This is a genomic window from Pseudomonas batumici, from assembly GCF_036585405.1.
Classification (GTDB): Bacteria; Pseudomonadota; Gammaproteobacteria; order Pseudomonadales; family Pseudomonadaceae; genus Aquipseudomonas; species Aquipseudomonas batumici.
Genome location: NZ_CP144470.1, coordinates 4,713,795 through 4,731,177 on the forward strand (window position 1 = coordinate 4,713,795; position 17,383 = coordinate 4,731,177).

Below are 17,383 nucleotides of genomic sequence, written 5' to 3' on the forward strand. Positions count from 1 at the left end.
CAATCTCCCGTTCATGGGTATCGGATCATGCTCGCAGGGTTTGGGTTTCCCGGGATATCCGTGAGCGACCTGTGGTGGTCGGACTGCACCGCGCCGCCAGGCACCGCTCAATAGTGATACCACCTCACTTCCAGTATTACCTCGTTCTCCGGCGCCGCCAGCTTGCTGAACTCGCGCTGGGCACTCAGGCGCAGCCCCAGGTTGCGCGACAGCTCCCATTGCTGGTTGAGGCTCAGGCTGCGGCGGACTTCGCCATTGGTGAAGTAGTCGCCCTTGGCCTCCAGGCTCAGGTTGCCCAGCGGGTTTTTCCACAGCAGGCCGCTGTCGAACCCCGCCGCCGGCGAGACCAACGCCGCGAAGTCGGCATTGTGTTCGACCCGCACGGTGCCCAGGGCAAACCCCAGCACGTCGTCGCCCAACTGCCAGGTGCCGCCCGCGCCGCCGTTCACATGGCTGACCAGGGTCTGCTCGTCGTGCCGGCCCGGCACCCGCTCCAGCCCGCCGGTGACTTGCCACGACCACGGCTGCAGCAGCGCATTGCGCGGCGTCAGCGAGCGAATGGTCGCCAGGTCCAGTTGCTGCAGCTGCCAGTGATTGCCTTCGTACTGGCGCAGTTTCATCTGCAGGATTTCGATCTGCGCACCGAGGGGAAAGCTCTCGGCGTTGTCGTTGAGGTCGTGATAGGCCATGCGCAGGCCGTACTCACCGAACGCCTGGCTGCCCCGGGTACCGATTCCGGCCTGCCAGGTGCGTGATTCATGGCCGTTTTCCGGCAGGCCCGGGCGCTCGATTTGCAGCTCCGGCGGCGGGTTCCGGTTGATCGCCCGCAGCAGTTCGAAGCTGCGCTGGGCCTGCACCGGATCGCGCTCCTGGCCGTTGGCCCGGTAGCGTTCGAGCCGATAGGCGGCGTCGATGATCAGCGCCTGCCGATCCCTGGCCAGTTGCTTGAAGCCGGCCGATTGCTGTTGCTGCGTATCGGCACTGACTTTCAGTACCCATTGCTGTTCTTCCGGATTCAACGGTTTGGCCCGTTTCAGCAGTTCGCGCTCGCGGGACGGCCGGTAGTCGATCCTCTCCACCAATCCGGCGTCCTTCACCGCCTTGACGGTATCGGTGGGGATCGCGGTCAGCGGGAACTGTTCGGTCAGGTGCAGCCCCGGGCGTGCCACCTGCAACAGTTCCAGCAGGCGGTAGGAGCAGTTTTCATCGAAGAAGAAGTAGTCGAAGCGGATCTGTTTCAACTCCCAGACATGCTCGACCATGCGCTGGGTCTCCGTGGGCGTCAGGTTCAGCCGGTATTCCCACAGGTCGCGGTTCTCCAGGCTGCGGTATTCGGCGAGCTTCTGCTGGTAGGGTACCAGGGCGAACAGACCCGGGTAGCCGCCCATCAGGCCTTTCCAGGCGTAGAGGAGGCTGTTGTCCGAGCCTTCGATATAGGCGCCGAAGTTGATCGCGTAGCTGAGCAGCGCGGTCTGGTCGCGCTGCACGTCGGCCTGGTCGATGCGCAGCAGGGTGTGGCCGAACATCGACGACGGGCTGTTCAGATAGGCGGCCGGGAAGATCATCACCGTGCTGTGGGGCGCGACATCCTTGAACCACTGCTTGAATTCCGTGCAGTCGGGGACGGGCAGGTCGCTCAGTTGCAGTTGCGCCTTGAGCCAGCGCGTGCGGGCCGGATAGACGCATTGGGCGTGCTGGTTGCCACGGCTGGCCGGGGCGTAGAGAGCGTCGACCGTGGCCTGCAGTTCCGCGTCCGGGTGATGGGCACCGTCGGCGGCGAGGAAGTATTTCCGGTCACTGACATAGCTGCGCCAGCCCCCCAGCTTGGCCGTCTCGTAATGGCCGAGGGAAATCCAGAAGGGGTCATGGGCCAACTGCTGCAAACGCTGGGGGCGAGGTGCGGTGCGGCATACAGCGGGGCGCAGGCACAGAGCGCCAGGTAGGCGAGGCGTTTGAGCATGGTGGGCAACTGTTGTCGGACGAAAGGAAGCAGCGTACACAAAGCCCGCCCCGAAGGGAGCGGGCGGGTCGGGCTCAAGCCTGGGTCGCGTACTTGGCCAGGCGCGGATCGTTTTTCAGGACCTCCAAGGTATGGGCGTGCACGTCGTCGGCGGTCACGTCAGCCTTGTTGAAGATCTGCTGGAAGTGCTCGTGGGTGACCGCTGCGAAATGCGCGCGGTCCTCCGGCGCCACGCCGAGGACGACGGCGTAGGTGGTCAGGGCTTCGCCCTGGCCTTTGGCCATATCTTCGGACAGTTCGTTCATCATGCCGTTCATGGCAAACCAGGAGCGACCGCCATAGGTCAGCGAGTCGCGGGTTGAACAGCCGTTGGTGCCCGAGGTCATGCCGAAGGTGGCGTTGCCGGAGGTGCCGTTGGTGGTGGAGGCCAGGACATGGGTAGGGGTGCCGCGCTGGCCTTTGAACAGCATGTTGCCCCAGCCGCAATCCGGCCCGCCCGGCGCCTGGGCCATGGCGTGGAGGGAGACAACCGTGAAGAGAGTACCTAGAAGAATCCGTTTCATAGCTTTGTTCTCTTTGTGTGCGTACCAATGAACAAGGGGGCTGGCCTGTTTCAGCGCCAGTAGGCCAGTTATCAGTCCGGCCTCGCACCTTGGAGTCTAGGCAGGTTCCCGGGGTTCCATGGTTTTTTGCTCGGGCGAATGTCGGAAGGGGTTTGTAGTCCTTGTCTGAGGACTTTTGCCCCTCCGTCGCAATTGCGCCATCGCTCGCCTTGCCAGTCAGGCATGGCGAGCGCCAGAATGCTTTCATCTGCCCCGCCTGATGTAAGGAAGCCCGATGCCTGATTCTGTTGCTGCCAGCCTGCGACTCGCGCCCGAAGCGCTGACCCGTCCTTTTTCCGCTGAACAGTTCAGCTTCTCTACCACCAATGATCTGGAGCCTTTTCGCGGTGTGCTTGGCCAGGAACGCGCGGTTGAAGCGTTGCAGTTCGGCGTGGCGATGCCGCGCCCCGGTTACAACGTGTTTGTCATGGGCGAGCCCGGCACCGGGCGTTTTTCGTTCGTCAAACGCTATCTGAAAGCCGAAGGAAAGCGCCTACAGAGTCCTTCCGACTGGGTGTATGTCAATAATTTCGACGAGCCTCGCGAGCCGCGGGCGTTGGAGCTGCCGTCGGGTAAGGCAGGCGCCTTCATCACCGATATCAATGGCTTGATCGACAACCTGTTGGCGACTTTTCCGGCGGTGTTCGAGCATCCGTCCTACCAGCAGAAAAAAAGCGCCATCGACCGCGCCTTCAACCAGCGCTATGACCGCGCCCTGGATGTGATCGAGCGCCTGGCGCTGGAGAAGGATGTCGCGCTGTATCGCGACAGCAGCAACATTGCCTTTACCCCGATGAGCGACGGCAAGGCCCTGGACGAGGCGGAGTTCGCCCAACTGCCGGAAGCCGAGCGTGAACGTTTCCATACCGATATCGCCGACCTGGAGGAGCGCCTCAACGAGGAACTCGCCAGCCTGCCGCAATGGAAGCGCGAATCGAGCAATCAACTGCGCCATCTGAACGAAGAAACCATCACCCTGGCCCTGCAACCCTTGCTGGCGCCGTTGTCGGAAAAGTATGCGGAGAACGCAGCCGTTTGCGGTTACCTGCAAGCCATGCAGGTCTATCTGCTGAAAACCGTGGTCGAGCAGTTGGTGGACGACAGCAAGACCGACGCCGTGGCCCGCAAGCTGCTGGAAGAACAGTACTGCCCGAGCCTGGTGGTCGGTCATCCGCTCAACGGCGGTGCGCCGGTGGTGTTCGAACCGCACCCGACCTACGACAACCTGTTCGGCCGCATTGAATACAGCACCGACCAGGGGGCGCTCTACACCACCTATCGGCAGTTGCGTCCGGGTGCCCTGCATCGGGCCAACGGCGGCTTCCTGATTCTCGAAGCCGAGAAGATGCTCAGCGAACCCTTTGTCTGGGATGCGCTCAAGCGCGCCCTGCAATCGCGCAAGCTGAAGATGGAGTCGCCGCTGGGCGAGCTGGGGCGCCTGGCCACCGTGACCCTGACGCCGCAAATGATTCCGTTGCAGGTCAAGGTCATCATTATCGGTGCCCGCCAGTTGTACTACACGCTGCAGGACCTGGATCCGGACTTCCAGGAGATGTTCCGCGTGCTGGTGGACTTCGACGAAGACATTCCCATGGTCGACGAAAGCCTGGAGCAGTTCGCCCAGTTGCTCAAGACCCGCACCTCGGAAGAGGGCATGGCGCCGCTGACCGCCGACGCGGTGGCGCGCCTGGCGACCTACAGCGCGCGCCTGGCCGAGCACCAGGGGCGCCTGTCGGCGCGGATCGGCGATCTGTTCCAGCTGGTCAGCGAGGCGGATTTCATTCGCCACCTGGCCAATGACCAGATGACCGACGCCGGGCACATCGAACGGGCGCTCAAGGCCAAGGCCACCCGCACCGGGCGGGTCTCGGCGCGGATTCTCGATGACATGCTGGCGGGGATCATCCTGATCGACACCGCGGGCGCAGCCGTAGGCAAGTGCAACGGGCTGACGGTGCTGGAGGTCGGCGATTCGGCCTTCGGCATTCCGGCGCGGATTTCCGCCACGGTGTATCCGGGCGGCAGCGGGATCGTCGATATCGAGCGCGAGGTCAACCTCGGGCAGCCGATCCACTCCAAGGGCGTGATGATCCTCACTGGTTACCTGGGCAGCCGCTATGCCCAGGAGTTCCCGCTGGCGATTTCCGCGAGTATCGCCCTGGAGCAGTCCTACGGTTATGTCGACGGTGACAGTGCGTCCCTGGGCGAGGCCTGCACGCTGATTTCGGCCTTGTCGAAAACCCCGCTCAAGCAGTGTTTCGCCATTACCGGTTCGATCAACCAGTTCGGCGAGGTGCAGGCGGTCGGCGGGGTCAACGAGAAGATCGAAGGCTTCTTCCGGCTCTGTGAGGCCCGTGGCCTGACCGGTGAGCAGGGGGCGATCATTCCCCAGGCCAACGTCGCGACCCTGATGCTCGATGAGCGGGTGCTGCAGGCGGTGCGGGCCGGGCAGTTCCACGTGTACGCGGTGCGCCAGGCCGATGAGGCGCTGAGCCTGCTGGTGGGCGAGCCGGCCGGCGAGCCGGATGCCGACGGGCAGTTCCCGGAAGGCAGCGTCAACGCGCGGGTGGTGGAACGCCTGCGGGTGATTGCCGAGATGATCAGCGAGGATGACCTCAAGGAAGCGGAAAAGGAGGCGGCCGAGCAGGGCGGGGCGGCGGAGGTCAAGCTGTCCTGATCCCGAGTGGGACACCAGCAAGGAGTCACTGAGAGAGTGCGGGGCGGAGTCAAGGCTTTGGCGCCTGCCGCCCTGGCGCCCGTTGGTCCTGCAAATCCTTGCTGCCCGTGGATTTATTCTATTCTCTGGGCAAGGAACTCCACTGTAGTCACTGGACCGATGCAACCTCCCCCTGGAGGCTGAAGACAGGATCTACCGAGGGTCGCCGCCATGCCGCGCAACCTTTGTCTTACCCGCCAATGCCTGGGTCTGGTGACCCGTATTGAATGCAGTATCCGCCCGCTCGCCGGCGATAACGGAATGTGGACCCTCCTGTTCGCCGCCGGAATGGCCGGTGAACAACCTTCGGCCATCAAGGCCCAGGGGCCGTTCCATGGTCCGGTCGTGGCCGAATCCATCCTTGAGTCGATTGTCGAAAGCCTGACCCTGCATGGCTATCAACTGGCCGAGGACCCGCAGATCTGGTGCCTGCATTTGCAGGCCCAGCTACGGGAGATCAACGGTACGCGAGGCCGGAGCCTGGAACACTAGGCTCTGTACGGAAACTGCCTGCGCGGCGATCATGCTGCGTTAAAAACAGGCTCGGAATGCTCATGTAGGTCCCTACACTCCGCTTCCTCGCCTGTTTTTGCCTTGCCTGATCGCCGCTCGGCGAGTTTTCGTACAGACCCTAAGTCGCAGGTCCGGGAGAGTTACTCGACGGGACCTGCCTGGGTCTTGTCGAGCTTGACCTCGAAACCGTACTCGACGGTGTTCAATGCCGTGCGCTGGTAGCTTTCCAGCCGGGTCGGCTGCCCGTAGAAGTAATGCACATCATAGACGGGGGGCGAGTCCGGCTTGTCGCTATGGCTGGTGGCGAGGATTTCCTTGAGGTAGTTGCCGCTGTCGTCCTTGGCGTAGAAGCGCCAGGCTTCGGAAGGGAAGCGCTTCTGGTCGACGATCAGCGCGTTGCCCTTGAGCTCCAGGCCCGTGGGCAACTGGTGGGCGTCGAGGGTGTCTTTCTGGATCTCGGCCAGGAACAACGGCATCGAGCCGACGGCATAGGCCGGTGTTTCCGGGAACAGGTTCAGGTCGTAGGTGATGCTGCCTTCCAGCGGATTGACCTCGAAGGCCTCGGTGGGCAGTTCCAGGGGCTCGCCGCGTTTGCCTTGTTCGTCCTCGGCGAAGAAGGTCACCGGGCCGTCGGCGGGTGCCCTGGGTGAACCGAGCAACTCGTCGTTGAAGGTCTTGGGGTGGTCGAACTCGATATGCGCCGCGCTGGCATCGTCCACTGACTGGCTGATGACCACGCTCTTCTTCAGCTTCTCGGCATCGAGATGGGCGTCCTTGAGATAGCTCGCCGCCTGGTCGTCGTAGACCACCACCGGCATGGGCAGTGGCTGGACATCCTGGCTGGTGCTGTTGTCGAACTGGCGGACCGGCAGGTCCAGCTCCTTGCGATTGACCGTGGCCGCGGAAAAATCCATCACGCTGATTTCCAGCTTGTCGACCATGCCGTTGAAGTAGACGCGGGTGTAGTGGCTGGTCTGTTTCGCCTCGAAGGCCTTCTGCTCGTCGTCGAGTTTCTTCCCGAACGCATCGCTCCAGCTCTTCTGTTCGAGCATTTCATCCAGTTGCTGCTGGTAAAAGGCGATCTGCGCGGCGTTTTCGTTGATGGCGCCGGCACGCGAGAGAAATTGCCCGGTGCTGTCCTTGGCCTGGACGATCAGCGGATTGAGCGGTGTGTCACCGACCTGGGGCGTTTGCGTGGGGTTGGTGTTCAGTTCGATTTCGGCGTTGTTCTTGTCCAGCGACACCAGGGTCAGGCTGATGTTGTCGTTGCTCTGCAGCTTGCCGACGTCCTGGCGGGTCAGGTTGAAGGTCACCACCTTGCGCGGCACGATGACTTCGACCTTGCCGTGCAGGGTCAGGGGTTGCGGCTGTTTTTTCGGATCGACTTCCATGCCTTCGATGTACGGGTAGGTGAGCGTCAGGTCGTCGGGGTTGGTCATGTTGGCGCTGGAGGGGCTCAACTGGATGCCGGGATCGGTCTCCGACCACTCGGGCTGGAAGGGGATGACCTGTTTGTTGCTCAGGGTCACCGACTGCCATTCCAGGGCATGGGGGAACGGGAACTCGGTGGGGTAGTTGAAGCTGAACGGAAAGATCGGTTGCAGGTCGGTCAGGTAGTCGGAGCTGGAGGTCTTGCGCAGCACGAAGAGGCCGTTGATATAGGTGTCGGCCAGGGCCTGCGGGCTGGGGTAGTGCTTGAGCAGCGCCAGGGCATCGTCGCTGTATTCGGTTTCGATGGGCTTGTCCCGCAGGCGCAGGCGTGCCCGTTCGAGCAACAGCAGGGAACCGCCGAGGTCGGCCACGGCATCCTTGAGCTTGGGGTCCTGGAGGGTGTCGAGGGTCTTTTCGAACTGCGCGGTCTTTTCCTCGAGGCTGGTGTGTTGTTGCTTGTCTTTGGGGAACAGCCGCTCACCAGCAGAGCCACCGATAGCCCGAGGCAACCCAGGGGAAGTCGCAAATCCATTGTTCAGTTTTCCTGTACACAGTGCACACGCGATGTCGTTGATGCCGACACTAGCAGAAAATCACCCTGGCGCAGCTGTCCCGATGTTGAACGACGGCCTGGAGAGGGCTTTTTTCCCTCGGGTTTCAGCGCTGGTATACTCGCGGCCATTTTCAGTTGGTATGAGATCCATGGAACGTTTTGTCGAAAATACGATGTATGCCTCGCGCTGGTTGCTGGCGCCGATCTACTTCGGTCTGTCCCTGGGCCTGCTGGCCCTGGCCTTGAAATTCTTCCAGGAAGTGTTTCACGTTATCCCCAATGTCTTCGAGATGGCCGAGGCCGACCTGATCCTGGTGTTGCTGTCGCTGATCGACATGGCGCTGGTGGGCGGCTTGCTGGTGATGGTGATGATTTCCGGCTACGAGAACTTCGTGTCCCAGCTAGACATCGATGACAGCAAGGAAAAGCTCAGTTGGCTGGGCAAGATGGACTCCACCTCGCTGAAGATGAAGGTGGCGGCGTCGATCGTGGCGATTTCCTCGATCCACCTGTTGCGGGTGTTCATGGATGCCAAGAACGTCGATCCGGTGCACCTGCAATGGTATGTGATCATCCACATGACCTTTGTGCTGTCGGCCTTCGCGATGGGTTACCTGGACAAGCTGACCAAGCACTGACCCCGCTGTGCTTGTGTGCTAGTCTGCTGGCCCTTTTTGGTTTCGGGTGCACGGGGCAATGCCTGATACAACAGGTGTTTCCCGTAGCAGCCCACAGCGGAGCAGTGTCATGTCCGAAGTAAATCTGTCCACCGACGAAACCCGCGTCAGCTACGGTATCGGCCGCCAGCTGGGCGACCAGCTGCGTGACAACCCGCCACCGGGCGTGAGCCTCGACGCGATCCTGGCCGGCCTGACCGACGCCTTCGCCGGCAAACCGAGCCGTGTGGGCCAGGAAGAGCTGTCCGCCAGCTTCAAGGTGATCCGCGAAATCATGCAGGCCGAAGCGGCCGCCAAGGCTGAAGCCGCGGCGGGTGCCGGTCTGGCTTTCCTGGCGGAAAACGCCAAGCGCGAAGGGATCACCACCCTGGCTTCCGGCCTGCAGTTCGAAGTGCTGGCCCAGGGCGAGGGCGCCAAGCCGTCCCGTGAGGACAGCGTGCGTACCCACTACCACGGCACCCTGATCGACGGCACCGTGTTCGACAGCTCCTACGAGCGTGGCCAGCCGGCCGAGTTCCCGGTCGGCGGCGTGATCGCCGGTTGGACCGAGGCGCTGCAACTGATGAATGCCGGTAGCAAATGGCGCCTGTACGTGCCGAGCGAACTGGCCTACGGCGCCCAAGGCGTGGGCAGCATTCCGCCGCACAGCGTACTGGTGTTCGACGTCGAGCTGCTCGCCGTTCTGTAAGTACCGCGTGTGCCTGCAGGCGCCGGTCGTCCTTGCGAGTTCAAGGGCGTGTCCGGCGCCTGCAGGTGGGTGTGACGCGCTGAATCATAACCGGATCCTGGTATCCGGCTCCCCACTCGGGCGCAACGCCCGGGCATAGCAGAACAGAAACAGGTTGCGTACCAGTTCCTTGAGCACCAGCGGCTCGCTGGAACTCAAGCCGCTGAGGTCCAGGTCGCCCTGGTCCTGCAACTCGTTCAAGGCTTCTTCTTCCAGTACCGCACAGACTTCCCCCGTTTCCCGATGCAGGATGCGCAGGTAAGGGTGTGGACGGTCCAGCCAGGCATCGATCAAATAAGTCATGTTCTCATCTCCTTGGTGGATTTGATGAGAATAATTCCTATTCAAAGAATAGCAAGCGCCTATTGGCCGATTGTTGGATTTTCTGTAGGGGATTACAGCGCCTTTAGACCTTTCTGACGAACTCGGACTTGAGCTTCATCGGGCCGATGCCGTCGATCTTGCAGTCGATGTCGTGGTCGCCATCGCACAGGCGGATGTTCTTGACCTTGGTGCCGACCTTGACCACCAGGGACGTGCCCTTGACCTTCAGGTCCTTGATCACGGTGATGGTATCGCCGTCCTGCAGGACGTTGCCCACGGAGTCTTTTTTCACGGTGTCGTCGCCGGCGGCTTCGGTTTCGCCGGTGGCGGACCACTCATGGGCGCATTCCGGGCAGACCAGTTGGGTGCCGTCTTCGTAGGTAAATTCGGAATTGCATTTCGGGCAGGGTGGCAACGTGCTCACTAAGGCTCCTCGGTTTCAGGATGACGAAAAGCGCACATTATATAGGGTTTTAGCGGGGGAGGGGATGTTGCGGCGGGAGCAGGTTGACGTGGGACTTTGTAGGAGCCAGCTTGCTGGCGATGGACGTCAACGATAACGCGGAGAATCTGGATCACCGCGCTGCTCTTGCATTCATCGCCAGCAAGCTGGCTCCTACAGTAGATCGAGATCTCTTAGTGAGTGCGGGCGACCGCAAACTCGCTCAGCTCCACCAGCGCATCACGGTATTCGCTGGCCGGCAGGGCTTCCAGGCAGGCGATGGCGCGCGCCACGTAGTCGCGGGCCAGTTGCGCGGTGTATTCCAGCGAGCCGGAGGCCTGTACGGCCTGGCGAATGCTTTCCAGGTCTTCGATACCGCCTTTCTGGATCGCCTTGCGCACCAGGGCCGCCTGTTCCGGCGTGCCTTCGCGCATGGTGTAGATCAGCGGCAGGGTCGGCTTGCCCTCGGCCAGGTCGTCGCCGACATTCTTGCCCAGGGTCTCGGCATCGCCCTGGTAGTCCAGCAGGTCGTCCACCAGCTGGAAAGCGACGCCCAGGTGATCGCCGAAGGTACGCAGCGCTTCGGCCTGCTCCGGTGTGGCCCCGCACAGGGCCGCGGCGCTGTGGGTCGAGGCCTCGAAGAGCATCGCGGTCTTGCCGCGGATGACTTCCATATAGGTTTCTTCGCTGGTGCTGGCGTCGCGAACCTTGGACAGCTGCAGCACTTCGCCCTCGGCGATGATGCGGGTGGCTTGCGAAAGGATCTTCATCACCGGCATCGAACCCAGCTCGACCATCATCTCGAAGGAGCGCGAGTACAGGAAATCGCCCACCAGTACGCTCGGGGCATTGCCCCACATGGCGTTGGCGGTGGAGCGGCCACGGCGCATGCCGGACATGTCGACCACGTCGTCATGCAGCAGGGTGGCGGTGTGCAGGAACTCGATGGTGGCGGCCAGCAGGCGCAGGTCGTCGCCTTCGCGCCCCAGGGCCTTGCCACACAGCAGCACCAATAAAGGACGCAGGCGCTTGCCCCCGGCCGAGGTGATGTAGTCGCCGATTTTCGAGACCAGCGGTACCCGGGAAGTCAGCTGCTTCTTGATGATGCCGTCGACGGCGCTAAAATCGTCCGCCACCGCGCGGTAGAAAGCTTGGGGTTGCATCAGCGAGAGTCGCTCCAGAAGGGTTGCGCGGCATGCTAGGGCGGGGGGTCTACGCTGTCAAGGCACGCGGTCTGCACGCTTGCAATGGCCCGGTGGCTTGCGTACAATCGCGCACCCTGAACTTCCTGGGCAGCACCTGCCTTACGCAATTGCATCTGGGCCGTTCCAGCCCCATGCAGCCATGCCAGCCAATACCTTTACCTATAAAGCGCTGGGTGAGCAGGATTATCGGAGAAATACCATGTCTTACGCAGTAATCGTTACCGGCGGCAAGCAGTACAAAGTCGCTCCAGGTGAATACCTGAAGATCGAGAAACTGGAAGTCGCCACCGGCGAATCCGTTACCTTTGATCGCGTTCTGTTGGTCGCCAATGGCGATGACGTGAACATTGGCGCTCCAGTTGTTGCTGGCGCTACCGTTGTGGCTGAAGTGATCTCCCAAGGTCGTCACGATAAAGTCCGCATCATCAAGTTCCGTCGTCGTAAGCACCACATGAAGCGCATGGGCCACCGTCAGTGGTACACCGAGATCAAAATCACCGGTATTCAGGCTTAATTTTCAGCCTTAATCCCCTTTTGGAGTATTGAACTCATGGCACACAAAAAAGCTGGTGGTAGTACCCGTAACGGTCGCGACTCAGAATCGAAACGCCTTGGCGTGAAGATGTATGGCGGCCAGGCTATCAAAGCGGGCAACATCATCGTGCGTCAGCGCGGCACCCAATTCCACGCCGGTTACGGCGTTGGCATGGGTAAAGATCACACTCTCTTCGCTAAAGTCGAAGGCGTGATCAAGTTTGAAGTAAAAGGCGCCTTCGGTCGTCGTTACGTGAGCGTTGTCGCGGCTTAATCGCGAGAGTGCTGGAGAAGCCCCGTCTTGCGACGGGGCTTTTTCGTTTGTGGGGTGAGTCTCTTGCAAAGCTGTTTGTATGGGCTGCCGGCGCTGGATTTTTCGGTCGTTGATTGAGGTCGCCGCGCTCATCTTTGCAAGAGTCTTATACTTGTGGTTTTTCGGCTCGTCCCGGTGACGAGAGGCGTGTGTTATGAAGTTCGTTGATGAAGTATCGATTCGCGTAAAAGCTGGCGACGGCGGCAACGGTTGCATGAGTTTCCGTCGGGAGAAGTTCATCGAGAAGGGTGGTCCCAACGGCGGTGATGGGGGTGACGGCGGCTCGGTCTACATGGTCGCCGACGAAAACCTCAATACCCTGGTGGATTACCGCTATACCCGGCACTTCGATGCCGAGCGCGGTTCCAACGGCGGCAGTACCGACTGCACCGGCAAGAAGGGTGAGGATCTGGAGCTGCGCGTACCGGTCGGCACCACGGTGATCGATTCCAGTACCCAGGAAGTCATCGGTGACCTGGTCAAGTCGGGGCAGCGCCTGCTGGTGGCTCATGGTGGCTGGCACGGCCTGGGTAACTCCCGCTTCAAGTCCAGTACCAACCGTGCGCCGCGCCAGACCACGCCGGGCAAGCCGGGCGAGCAGCGCGACCTCAAGCTGGAAATGAAGGTGCTGGCCGACGTCGGCCTGCTGGGCTTGCCGAATGCCGGTAAGAGCACGTTCATTCGTTCGGTCTCGGCGGCCAGGCCGAAGGTGGCGGACTATCCGTTCACCACGCTGGTGCCGAACCTGGGTGTGGTCAGTGTCGACCGCTGGAAAAGCTTCGTCATCGCCGACATTCCGGGGTTGATCGAGGGCGCTTCGGACGGTGCCGGCCTGGGGATTCGCTTCCTCAAGCACCTGGCGCGTACGCGCTTGCTGCTGCACCTCGTCGACATGGCGCCGCTGGATGAGAGCAGTGCGCCGGATGCGGCTGAAGTGATCGTCACCGAGCTGGCCAAGTTCAGTCCGTCCCTGGCGGAGCGTGATCGCTGGCTGGTGCTGAACAAGTGCGACCAGATCCTCGAGGAAGAGCACGAGGAGCGGGTCAAGGAAGTGGTCGAGCGCTTGCAGTGGACCGGTCCGGTCTATGTGATCTCGGCGATCGCCAGCGAAGGGACCGAGCGCCTGACCCGTGACATCATGCGCTACCTGGAGGATCGTCTTGACCGTCTGGCCAGCGATCCGGCCTACGCCGACGAGCTGCGCGACCTGGATCAGCGTATCGAAGACGAGGCGCGTGCCCGGTTGCAGGCCCTGGATGACCAGCGTGCCCTGCGCCGCAGCGGCGTCAAGAGCGTCCATGACATCGGCGACGATGATGACTGGGACGAAGAAGACGTCGATGACGAGGATGGCCCGGAAATCATCTACGTGCGCGACTGACGTTGCCGTTTACCGTAGGGGTGGGCCGCCGCTCGATTGCAGGCGGGCGGTCTATCTGACTTGTGGCGGTGTTATCATCGCCATCAGCCTGTTCCACCTGGCGCCGCTCATTCGAGCGGCGTTCTGGTTTCTGGGAACCGGCTACCCTGAACAATCGCATGGGCAGCGCTCGGTCGCGCTGCCCGCAAGCCAAGGTTGAAAGATGATGCGGAGCAAGGTGACAGGTGCGCAGCGTTGGGTCGTGAAGATCGGCAGCGCACTGCTGACGGCGGACGGCAAGGGGCTCGATCGCGCCGCAATGGGCGTCTGGGTCGAGCAGATGGTGGCGTTGCACGAGGCGGGCGTCGAGCTGGTGCTGGTGTCTTCCGGTGCGGTGGCGGCGGGCATGAGCCGCCTGGGCTGGACGGTGCGACCGAGTGCCATGCACGAGTTGCAGGCGGCTGCCGCGATTGGCCAGATGGGTCTGGTGCAGGCCTGGGAGTCGAGCTTTGCCGAGCATGGCCGGCATACCGCGCAAATCCTGCTGACCCATGACGATCTGTCCGACCGCAAGCGTTACCTCAATGCGCGCAGCACCTTGCGTGCGTTGGTCGAGCTCAAGGTCATCCCGGTGATCAACGAGAACGACACCGTGGTCACCGATGAAATCCGTTTCGGCGACAACGACACCCTGGCGGCGCTGGTGGCCAACCTGGTGGAAGCGGACCTGCTGGTGATCCTGACGGATCGTGACGGCATGTTCGACGCCGATCCGCGCAACAACCCTGATGCCCAGCTGATTTATGAGGCGCGTGCCGATGATCCGGCGCTGGATGCGGTGGCGGGCGGTACCGGCGGTGCGCTGGGGCGTGGCGGCATGCAGACCAAGTTGCGCGCGGCGCGACTGGCGGCGCGTTCCGGTGCGCATACGATCATTGTCGGTGGGCGCCTGGAGCGCGTGCTGGATCGCCTGAAGTCGGGCGAGCGCATCGGCACCTTGCTGTCGCCCGAGCGTGGCATGCTGGCGGCGCGCAAGCAGTGGCTGGCCGGGCATCTGCAGACCCGTGGCACGCTGGTGCTGGATGATGGTGCGGTGAATGCGCTGGCCCGGGATCACAAGAGCCTGCTGCCGGTGGGGGTGAAGCTGGTCCAGGGCAGCTTCCGTCGCGGTGAGATGGTGGTGTGCGTGGCGTCGGACGGTCGTGAGATCGCTCGTGGGTTGGCGAACTACAGTGCGCTCGAGGCGCAGAAGATTATCGGGCAGTCGTCGGATGCCATTGTCGGTCTGCTGGGGTATATGGCGGAGCCTGAACTGGTTCACCGCGATAACCTGATTCTGGTGTGATGGATTGAGGGAGATGGGTATGGGTATCGCAAAGGGATTGTTGGGGTTGCTGCTGGCGATGCCGTTGCTGGCGTCGGCTGAAGAGATTGGCCAGGTGTCCACGGTCTTCAAGTTCGTCGGGCCGAACGATCGCATCGTGGTCGAGGCGTTCGACGATCCCAAGGTCGAGGGGGTGACCTGCTACCTGTCCCGGGCCAAGACCGGCGGCTTGAAGGGTGGCCTGGGGCTGGCCGAGGATCGCGCCGAGGCGTCGATTGCCTGTCGCCAGGTCGGCTCGATTCGTTTCAGCGGCGAGTTGAAGGATGGCGAGGAGGTGTTCAAGGAGCGCACCTCGCTGGTGTTCAAGACCATGCAGGTGGTGCGCTTCCTCGACAAGAAGCGCAATACTCTCGTGTATCTGGTCTACAGCGATCGCTTGATCGAAGGCAGCCCGCAGAATGCGGTGACGGCGATTCCGATCCTGCCCTGGCCGTCGCACCCGTGAGGTGCTGAAATCGCAGGCAATAAAAAACCGACCCTGAGGTCGGTTTTTTAACAAGCGTGTCGCTTAGGCTGCAGCAGCAAGGTTCAGCGCCTTGATGTGGCCGTTCAGACGACCCTTGTGACGAGCGGCCTTGTTCTTGTGGATGATGCCTTTATCGGCCATGCGGTCGATAACAGGAACAGCCAGAACATAAGCGGCTTGAGCTTTGACAGCGTCTTTTGCGTCGATGGCTTTGACTACGTTCTTGATGTAGGTACGAACCATGGAACGCAGGCTGGCGTTGTGGCTGCGACGCTTCTCAGCCTGTTTTGCACGTTTTTTGGCGGAAGGTGAGTTGGCCACCGTCGAGCTCCTCGAAAGACTTTTTAGGGAATAGCAAACAAAATAGGCCGCGAATCATGCCGATGAGTTGAAGTCTTGTCAAGGGCGGGTGATACATCCCGCTGAGTGGTCGATCTGAAGAGACGGGTGATTTATTTCCGGCGCCTGACCTGTAAACTCGCGAGCTTTGGCTCTGTGCTGTTGCGGCGCGGAGTATCGCACAAACGGGCGCTTTGTTCGCCTGCTCTTTCTCCAAAGGCGCACTCTCTTTCAATGAATCTGCTCAAGTCGTTGGCCGCCGTCAGCTCTATCACGATGATTTCCCGGGTTCTGGGGTTTGTTCGCGATACGATCATCGCGCGTATCTTCGGTGCCGGAATGGCCACTGACGCCTTCTTTATCGCCTTCAAACTGCCCAACCTGCTGCGGCGGATCTTTGCCGAAGGGGCCTTTTCCCAGGCCTTCGTGCCGATCCTGGCGGAATACAAGAGCCAGCAGGGCGAAGAGGCGACCCGCACCTTCATCGCCTATGTCAGCGGCCTGCTGACCCTGGTGCTGGCGTTGGTGACGGTGCTGGGCATGCTGGCCGCGCCCTGGGTGATCTGGGTCACGGCCCCGGGTTTTACCAACACGCCGGAGAAGTTCAAGCTGACCTCCGACCTGTTGCGGGTGACTTTTCCTTATATATTGCTGATCTCGCTGTCGTCCCTGGCGGGGGCGATCCTCAATACCTGGAACCGTTTTTCGGTGCCGGCCTTCGTGCCGACGCTGCTGAACGTGAGCATGATCATTTTTGCCCTGTTCCTGACGCCGTATTTCGATCCGCCGGTGATGGCCCTGGGTTGGGCGGTGCTGGCCGGCGGCCTGGCCCAGTTGCTCTACCAGCTGCCGAGCCTGAAGAAGATCGGCATGCTGGTGCTGCCACGGCTGAATTGGCGCGACAGCGGTGTCTGGCGGGTGATGAAGCAGATGCTGCCGGCGATTCTCGGGGTGTCGGTCAGCCAGATTTCCCTGATCATCAACACCATCTTCGCCTCCTTCCTAGTGGCGGGGTCGGTGTCCTGGATGTACTACGCCGACCGGCTGATGGAGTTGCCGTCCGGGGTGCTGGGGGTGGCGCTGGGCACCATCCTGTTGCCGATCCTGTCCAAGACCTATGCCAGCAAGGATCGTCACGAGTATTCGCGGATTCTCGACTGGGGCCTGCGGTTGTGCTTCGTGCTGGTGTTGCCGTGCTCCCTGGCGCTGGCGATCCTCTCCAGGCCCCTGACGGTCGCGCTGTTCCAGTACGGCCAGTTCAGTGCCTTCGATGCGTTGATGACCCAGCGTGCGCTGATTGCCTACTCGCTGGGGTTGCTGGGCATCATCATGATCAAGGTGCTGGCGCCCGGTTTCTACGCGCAGCAGAACATTCGCACCCCGGTGAAGATCGCCATTTTCACCCTGACGGTCACACAGTTGCTCAACCTGGCCTTTATCGGGCCCCTGGCCCATGCCGGGCTGGCGCTGGCGATCAGTGGCGGGGCCTGTATCAACGCCGGGCTGCTGTTCTGGCAACTACGCAAGCAACAGTTGTTCGTGCCGCAGCCGGGCTGGGGGGCGTATCTGGCGAAGCTGGTGCTGGCGGTGGTGGTGATGTCGGCGGTATTGTTCGGGTTGATGCAGGTCATGCCGGCCTGGGACCAGGGGCACATGCTCGAGCGTTTCCTTCGCCTGGGCACCTTGGTGGCGGCCGGCGTGCTGGCATACTTCGGCATGTTGGCGGCCCTGGGCCTGCGCCTGCGGCATTTCAATCGAAAATCGTTGATGTAACGCGTTCCTGGTAGGCGGTGCACGAGAGTTTTGTCGGTTCGATCGATTTGTGCGGTGCTGTTGC

Annotated in this window: 15 protein-coding genes and 2 pseudogenes; 10 read left to right on the forward strand and 7 right to left on the reverse strand. The window is 61.8% G+C overall.

The features are described 5' to 3' along the window. Nucleotides 1-107 precede the first annotated feature (107 nt). A pseudogene (locus NUH87_RS21485) lies at nucleotides 108-1,960 on the reverse strand (DUF4105 domain-containing protein). Between the two features lie 74 nt (nucleotides 1,961-2,034). Then, a complete protein-coding gene (locus NUH87_RS21490) occupies nucleotides 2,035-2,523 on the reverse strand; it encodes a DUF3015 domain-containing protein (RefSeq protein ID WP_338522596.1) in 489 nt (162 codons plus the stop codon). A gap of 274 nt (nucleotides 2,524-2,797) precedes the next feature. Here NUH87_RS21490 and NUH87_RS21495 point away from each other — a divergent pair, with 274 nt between their 5' ends. Further along, entirely contained in the window at nucleotides 2,798-5,239 is a 2,442-nt protein-coding gene (locus NUH87_RS21495) for a Lon protease family protein (protein WP_338522597.1), read from the forward strand. 210 nt (nucleotides 5,240-5,449) lie between these two features. Then, nucleotides 5,450-5,770 carry a hypothetical protein gene (locus NUH87_RS21500; protein WP_040071093.1) on the forward strand — a complete coding sequence of 107 codons (321 nt, stop codon included), beginning with the start codon at nucleotides 5,450-5,452 and terminating at the stop codon, nucleotides 5,768-5,770. Between the two features lie 161 nt (nucleotides 5,771-5,931). Here NUH87_RS21500 and NUH87_RS21505 read toward each other — a convergent pair. Then, nucleotides 5,932-7,754, reverse strand: a pseudogene (locus tag NUH87_RS21505) (hypothetical protein). Between the two features lie 170 nt (nucleotides 7,755-7,924). Between NUH87_RS21505 and NUH87_RS21510 the strand changes: the two are divergent. Together NUH87_RS21510 and NUH87_RS21515 are read left to right on the forward strand one after the other, a co-directional pair. After that, nucleotides 7,925-8,413, forward strand: a complete 489-nt coding sequence (locus tag NUH87_RS21510) for a TIGR00645 family protein (protein WP_040071091.1) — start codon at nucleotides 7,925-7,927, stop codon at nucleotides 8,411-8,413. Between the two features lie 109 nt (nucleotides 8,414-8,522). Beyond that, entirely contained in the window at nucleotides 8,523-9,140 is a 618-nt protein-coding gene (locus tag NUH87_RS21515; RefSeq protein ID WP_040071090.1) for an FKBP-type peptidyl-prolyl cis-trans isomerase, read from the forward strand. An 84-nt stretch (nucleotides 9,141-9,224) separates the two neighbouring features. Here NUH87_RS21515 and NUH87_RS21520 read toward each other — a convergent pair whose 3' ends face one another. The 3 genes from NUH87_RS21520 to NUH87_RS21530 all read right to left on the reverse strand — a co-directional run bounded on the left by NUH87_RS21520 (nucleotide 9,225) and on the right by NUH87_RS21530 (nucleotide 11,108). Continuing rightward, nucleotides 9,225-9,482, reverse strand: coding sequence for a hypothetical protein (locus tag NUH87_RS21520; protein ID WP_338522598.1), 258 nt, complete (start codon nucleotides 9,480-9,482; stop codon nucleotides 9,225-9,227). A 103-nt stretch (nucleotides 9,483-9,585) separates the two neighbouring features. Next, on the reverse strand, nucleotides 9,586-9,927 hold the full coding sequence (locus tag NUH87_RS21525; protein WP_338522599.1) for a zinc ribbon domain-containing protein YjdM: 342 nt from the start codon (nucleotides 9,925-9,927) through the stop codon (nucleotides 9,586-9,588). Nucleotides 9,928-10,139: 212 nt separating this feature from the next. Beyond that, a complete protein-coding gene (locus tag NUH87_RS21530) occupies nucleotides 10,140-11,108 on the reverse strand; it encodes a polyprenyl synthetase family protein (protein ID WP_040071087.1) in 969 nt (322 codons plus the stop codon). A 241-nt stretch (nucleotides 11,109-11,349) separates the two neighbouring features. On the opposite strand from NUH87_RS21530, the gene rplU reads away from it, so the two are divergent. The 5 genes from rplU (at nucleotide 11,350) to NUH87_RS21555 (ending at nucleotide 15,186) form a co-directional block, all read left to right on the forward strand. Then, nucleotides 11,350-11,664 (forward strand): 50S ribosomal protein L21, encoded by a 315-nt coding sequence (gene rplU, locus NUH87_RS21535; RefSeq protein WP_007950961.1) that lies wholly within the window; start codon nucleotides 11,350-11,352, stop codon nucleotides 11,662-11,664. A gap of 36 nt (nucleotides 11,665-11,700) precedes the next feature. After that, nucleotides 11,701-11,958 carry a 50S ribosomal protein L27 gene (rpmA, locus tag NUH87_RS21540; protein ID WP_084615145.1) on the forward strand — a complete coding sequence of 86 codons (258 nt, stop codon included), beginning with the start codon at nucleotides 11,701-11,703 and terminating at the stop codon, nucleotides 11,956-11,958. A 193-nt stretch (nucleotides 11,959-12,151) separates the two neighbouring features. After that, nucleotides 12,152-13,378, forward strand: a complete 1,227-nt coding sequence (cgtA, locus tag NUH87_RS21545) for an Obg family GTPase CgtA (RefSeq protein WP_040071085.1) — start codon at nucleotides 12,152-12,154, stop codon at nucleotides 13,376-13,378. A 205-nt stretch (nucleotides 13,379-13,583) separates the two neighbouring features. After that, a complete protein-coding gene (gene proB, locus NUH87_RS21550) occupies nucleotides 13,584-14,702 on the forward strand; it encodes a glutamate 5-kinase (protein ID WP_338526885.1) in 1,119 nt (372 codons plus the stop codon). 19 nt (nucleotides 14,703-14,721) lie between these two features. After that, entirely contained in the window at nucleotides 14,722-15,186 is a 465-nt protein-coding gene (locus tag NUH87_RS21555) for a CreA family protein (protein WP_040071084.1), read from the forward strand. Between the two features lie 63 nt (nucleotides 15,187-15,249). Here the strand turns inward: NUH87_RS21555 and rpsT are convergent, their stop codons facing one another. Continuing rightward, on the reverse strand, nucleotides 15,250-15,528 hold the full coding sequence (rpsT, locus tag NUH87_RS21560; protein WP_040071083.1) for a 30S ribosomal protein S20: 279 nt from the start codon (nucleotides 15,526-15,528) through the stop codon (nucleotides 15,250-15,252). Nucleotides 15,529-15,780: 252 nt separating this feature from the next. Between rpsT and murJ the strand changes: the two genes are divergently transcribed. Further along, nucleotides 15,781-17,319 carry a murein biosynthesis integral membrane protein MurJ gene (gene murJ, locus NUH87_RS21565; protein WP_338522600.1) on the forward strand — a complete coding sequence of 513 codons (1,539 nt, stop codon included), beginning with the start codon at nucleotides 15,781-15,783 and terminating at the stop codon, nucleotides 17,317-17,319. Nucleotides 17,320-17,383: the final 64 nt, after the last annotated feature.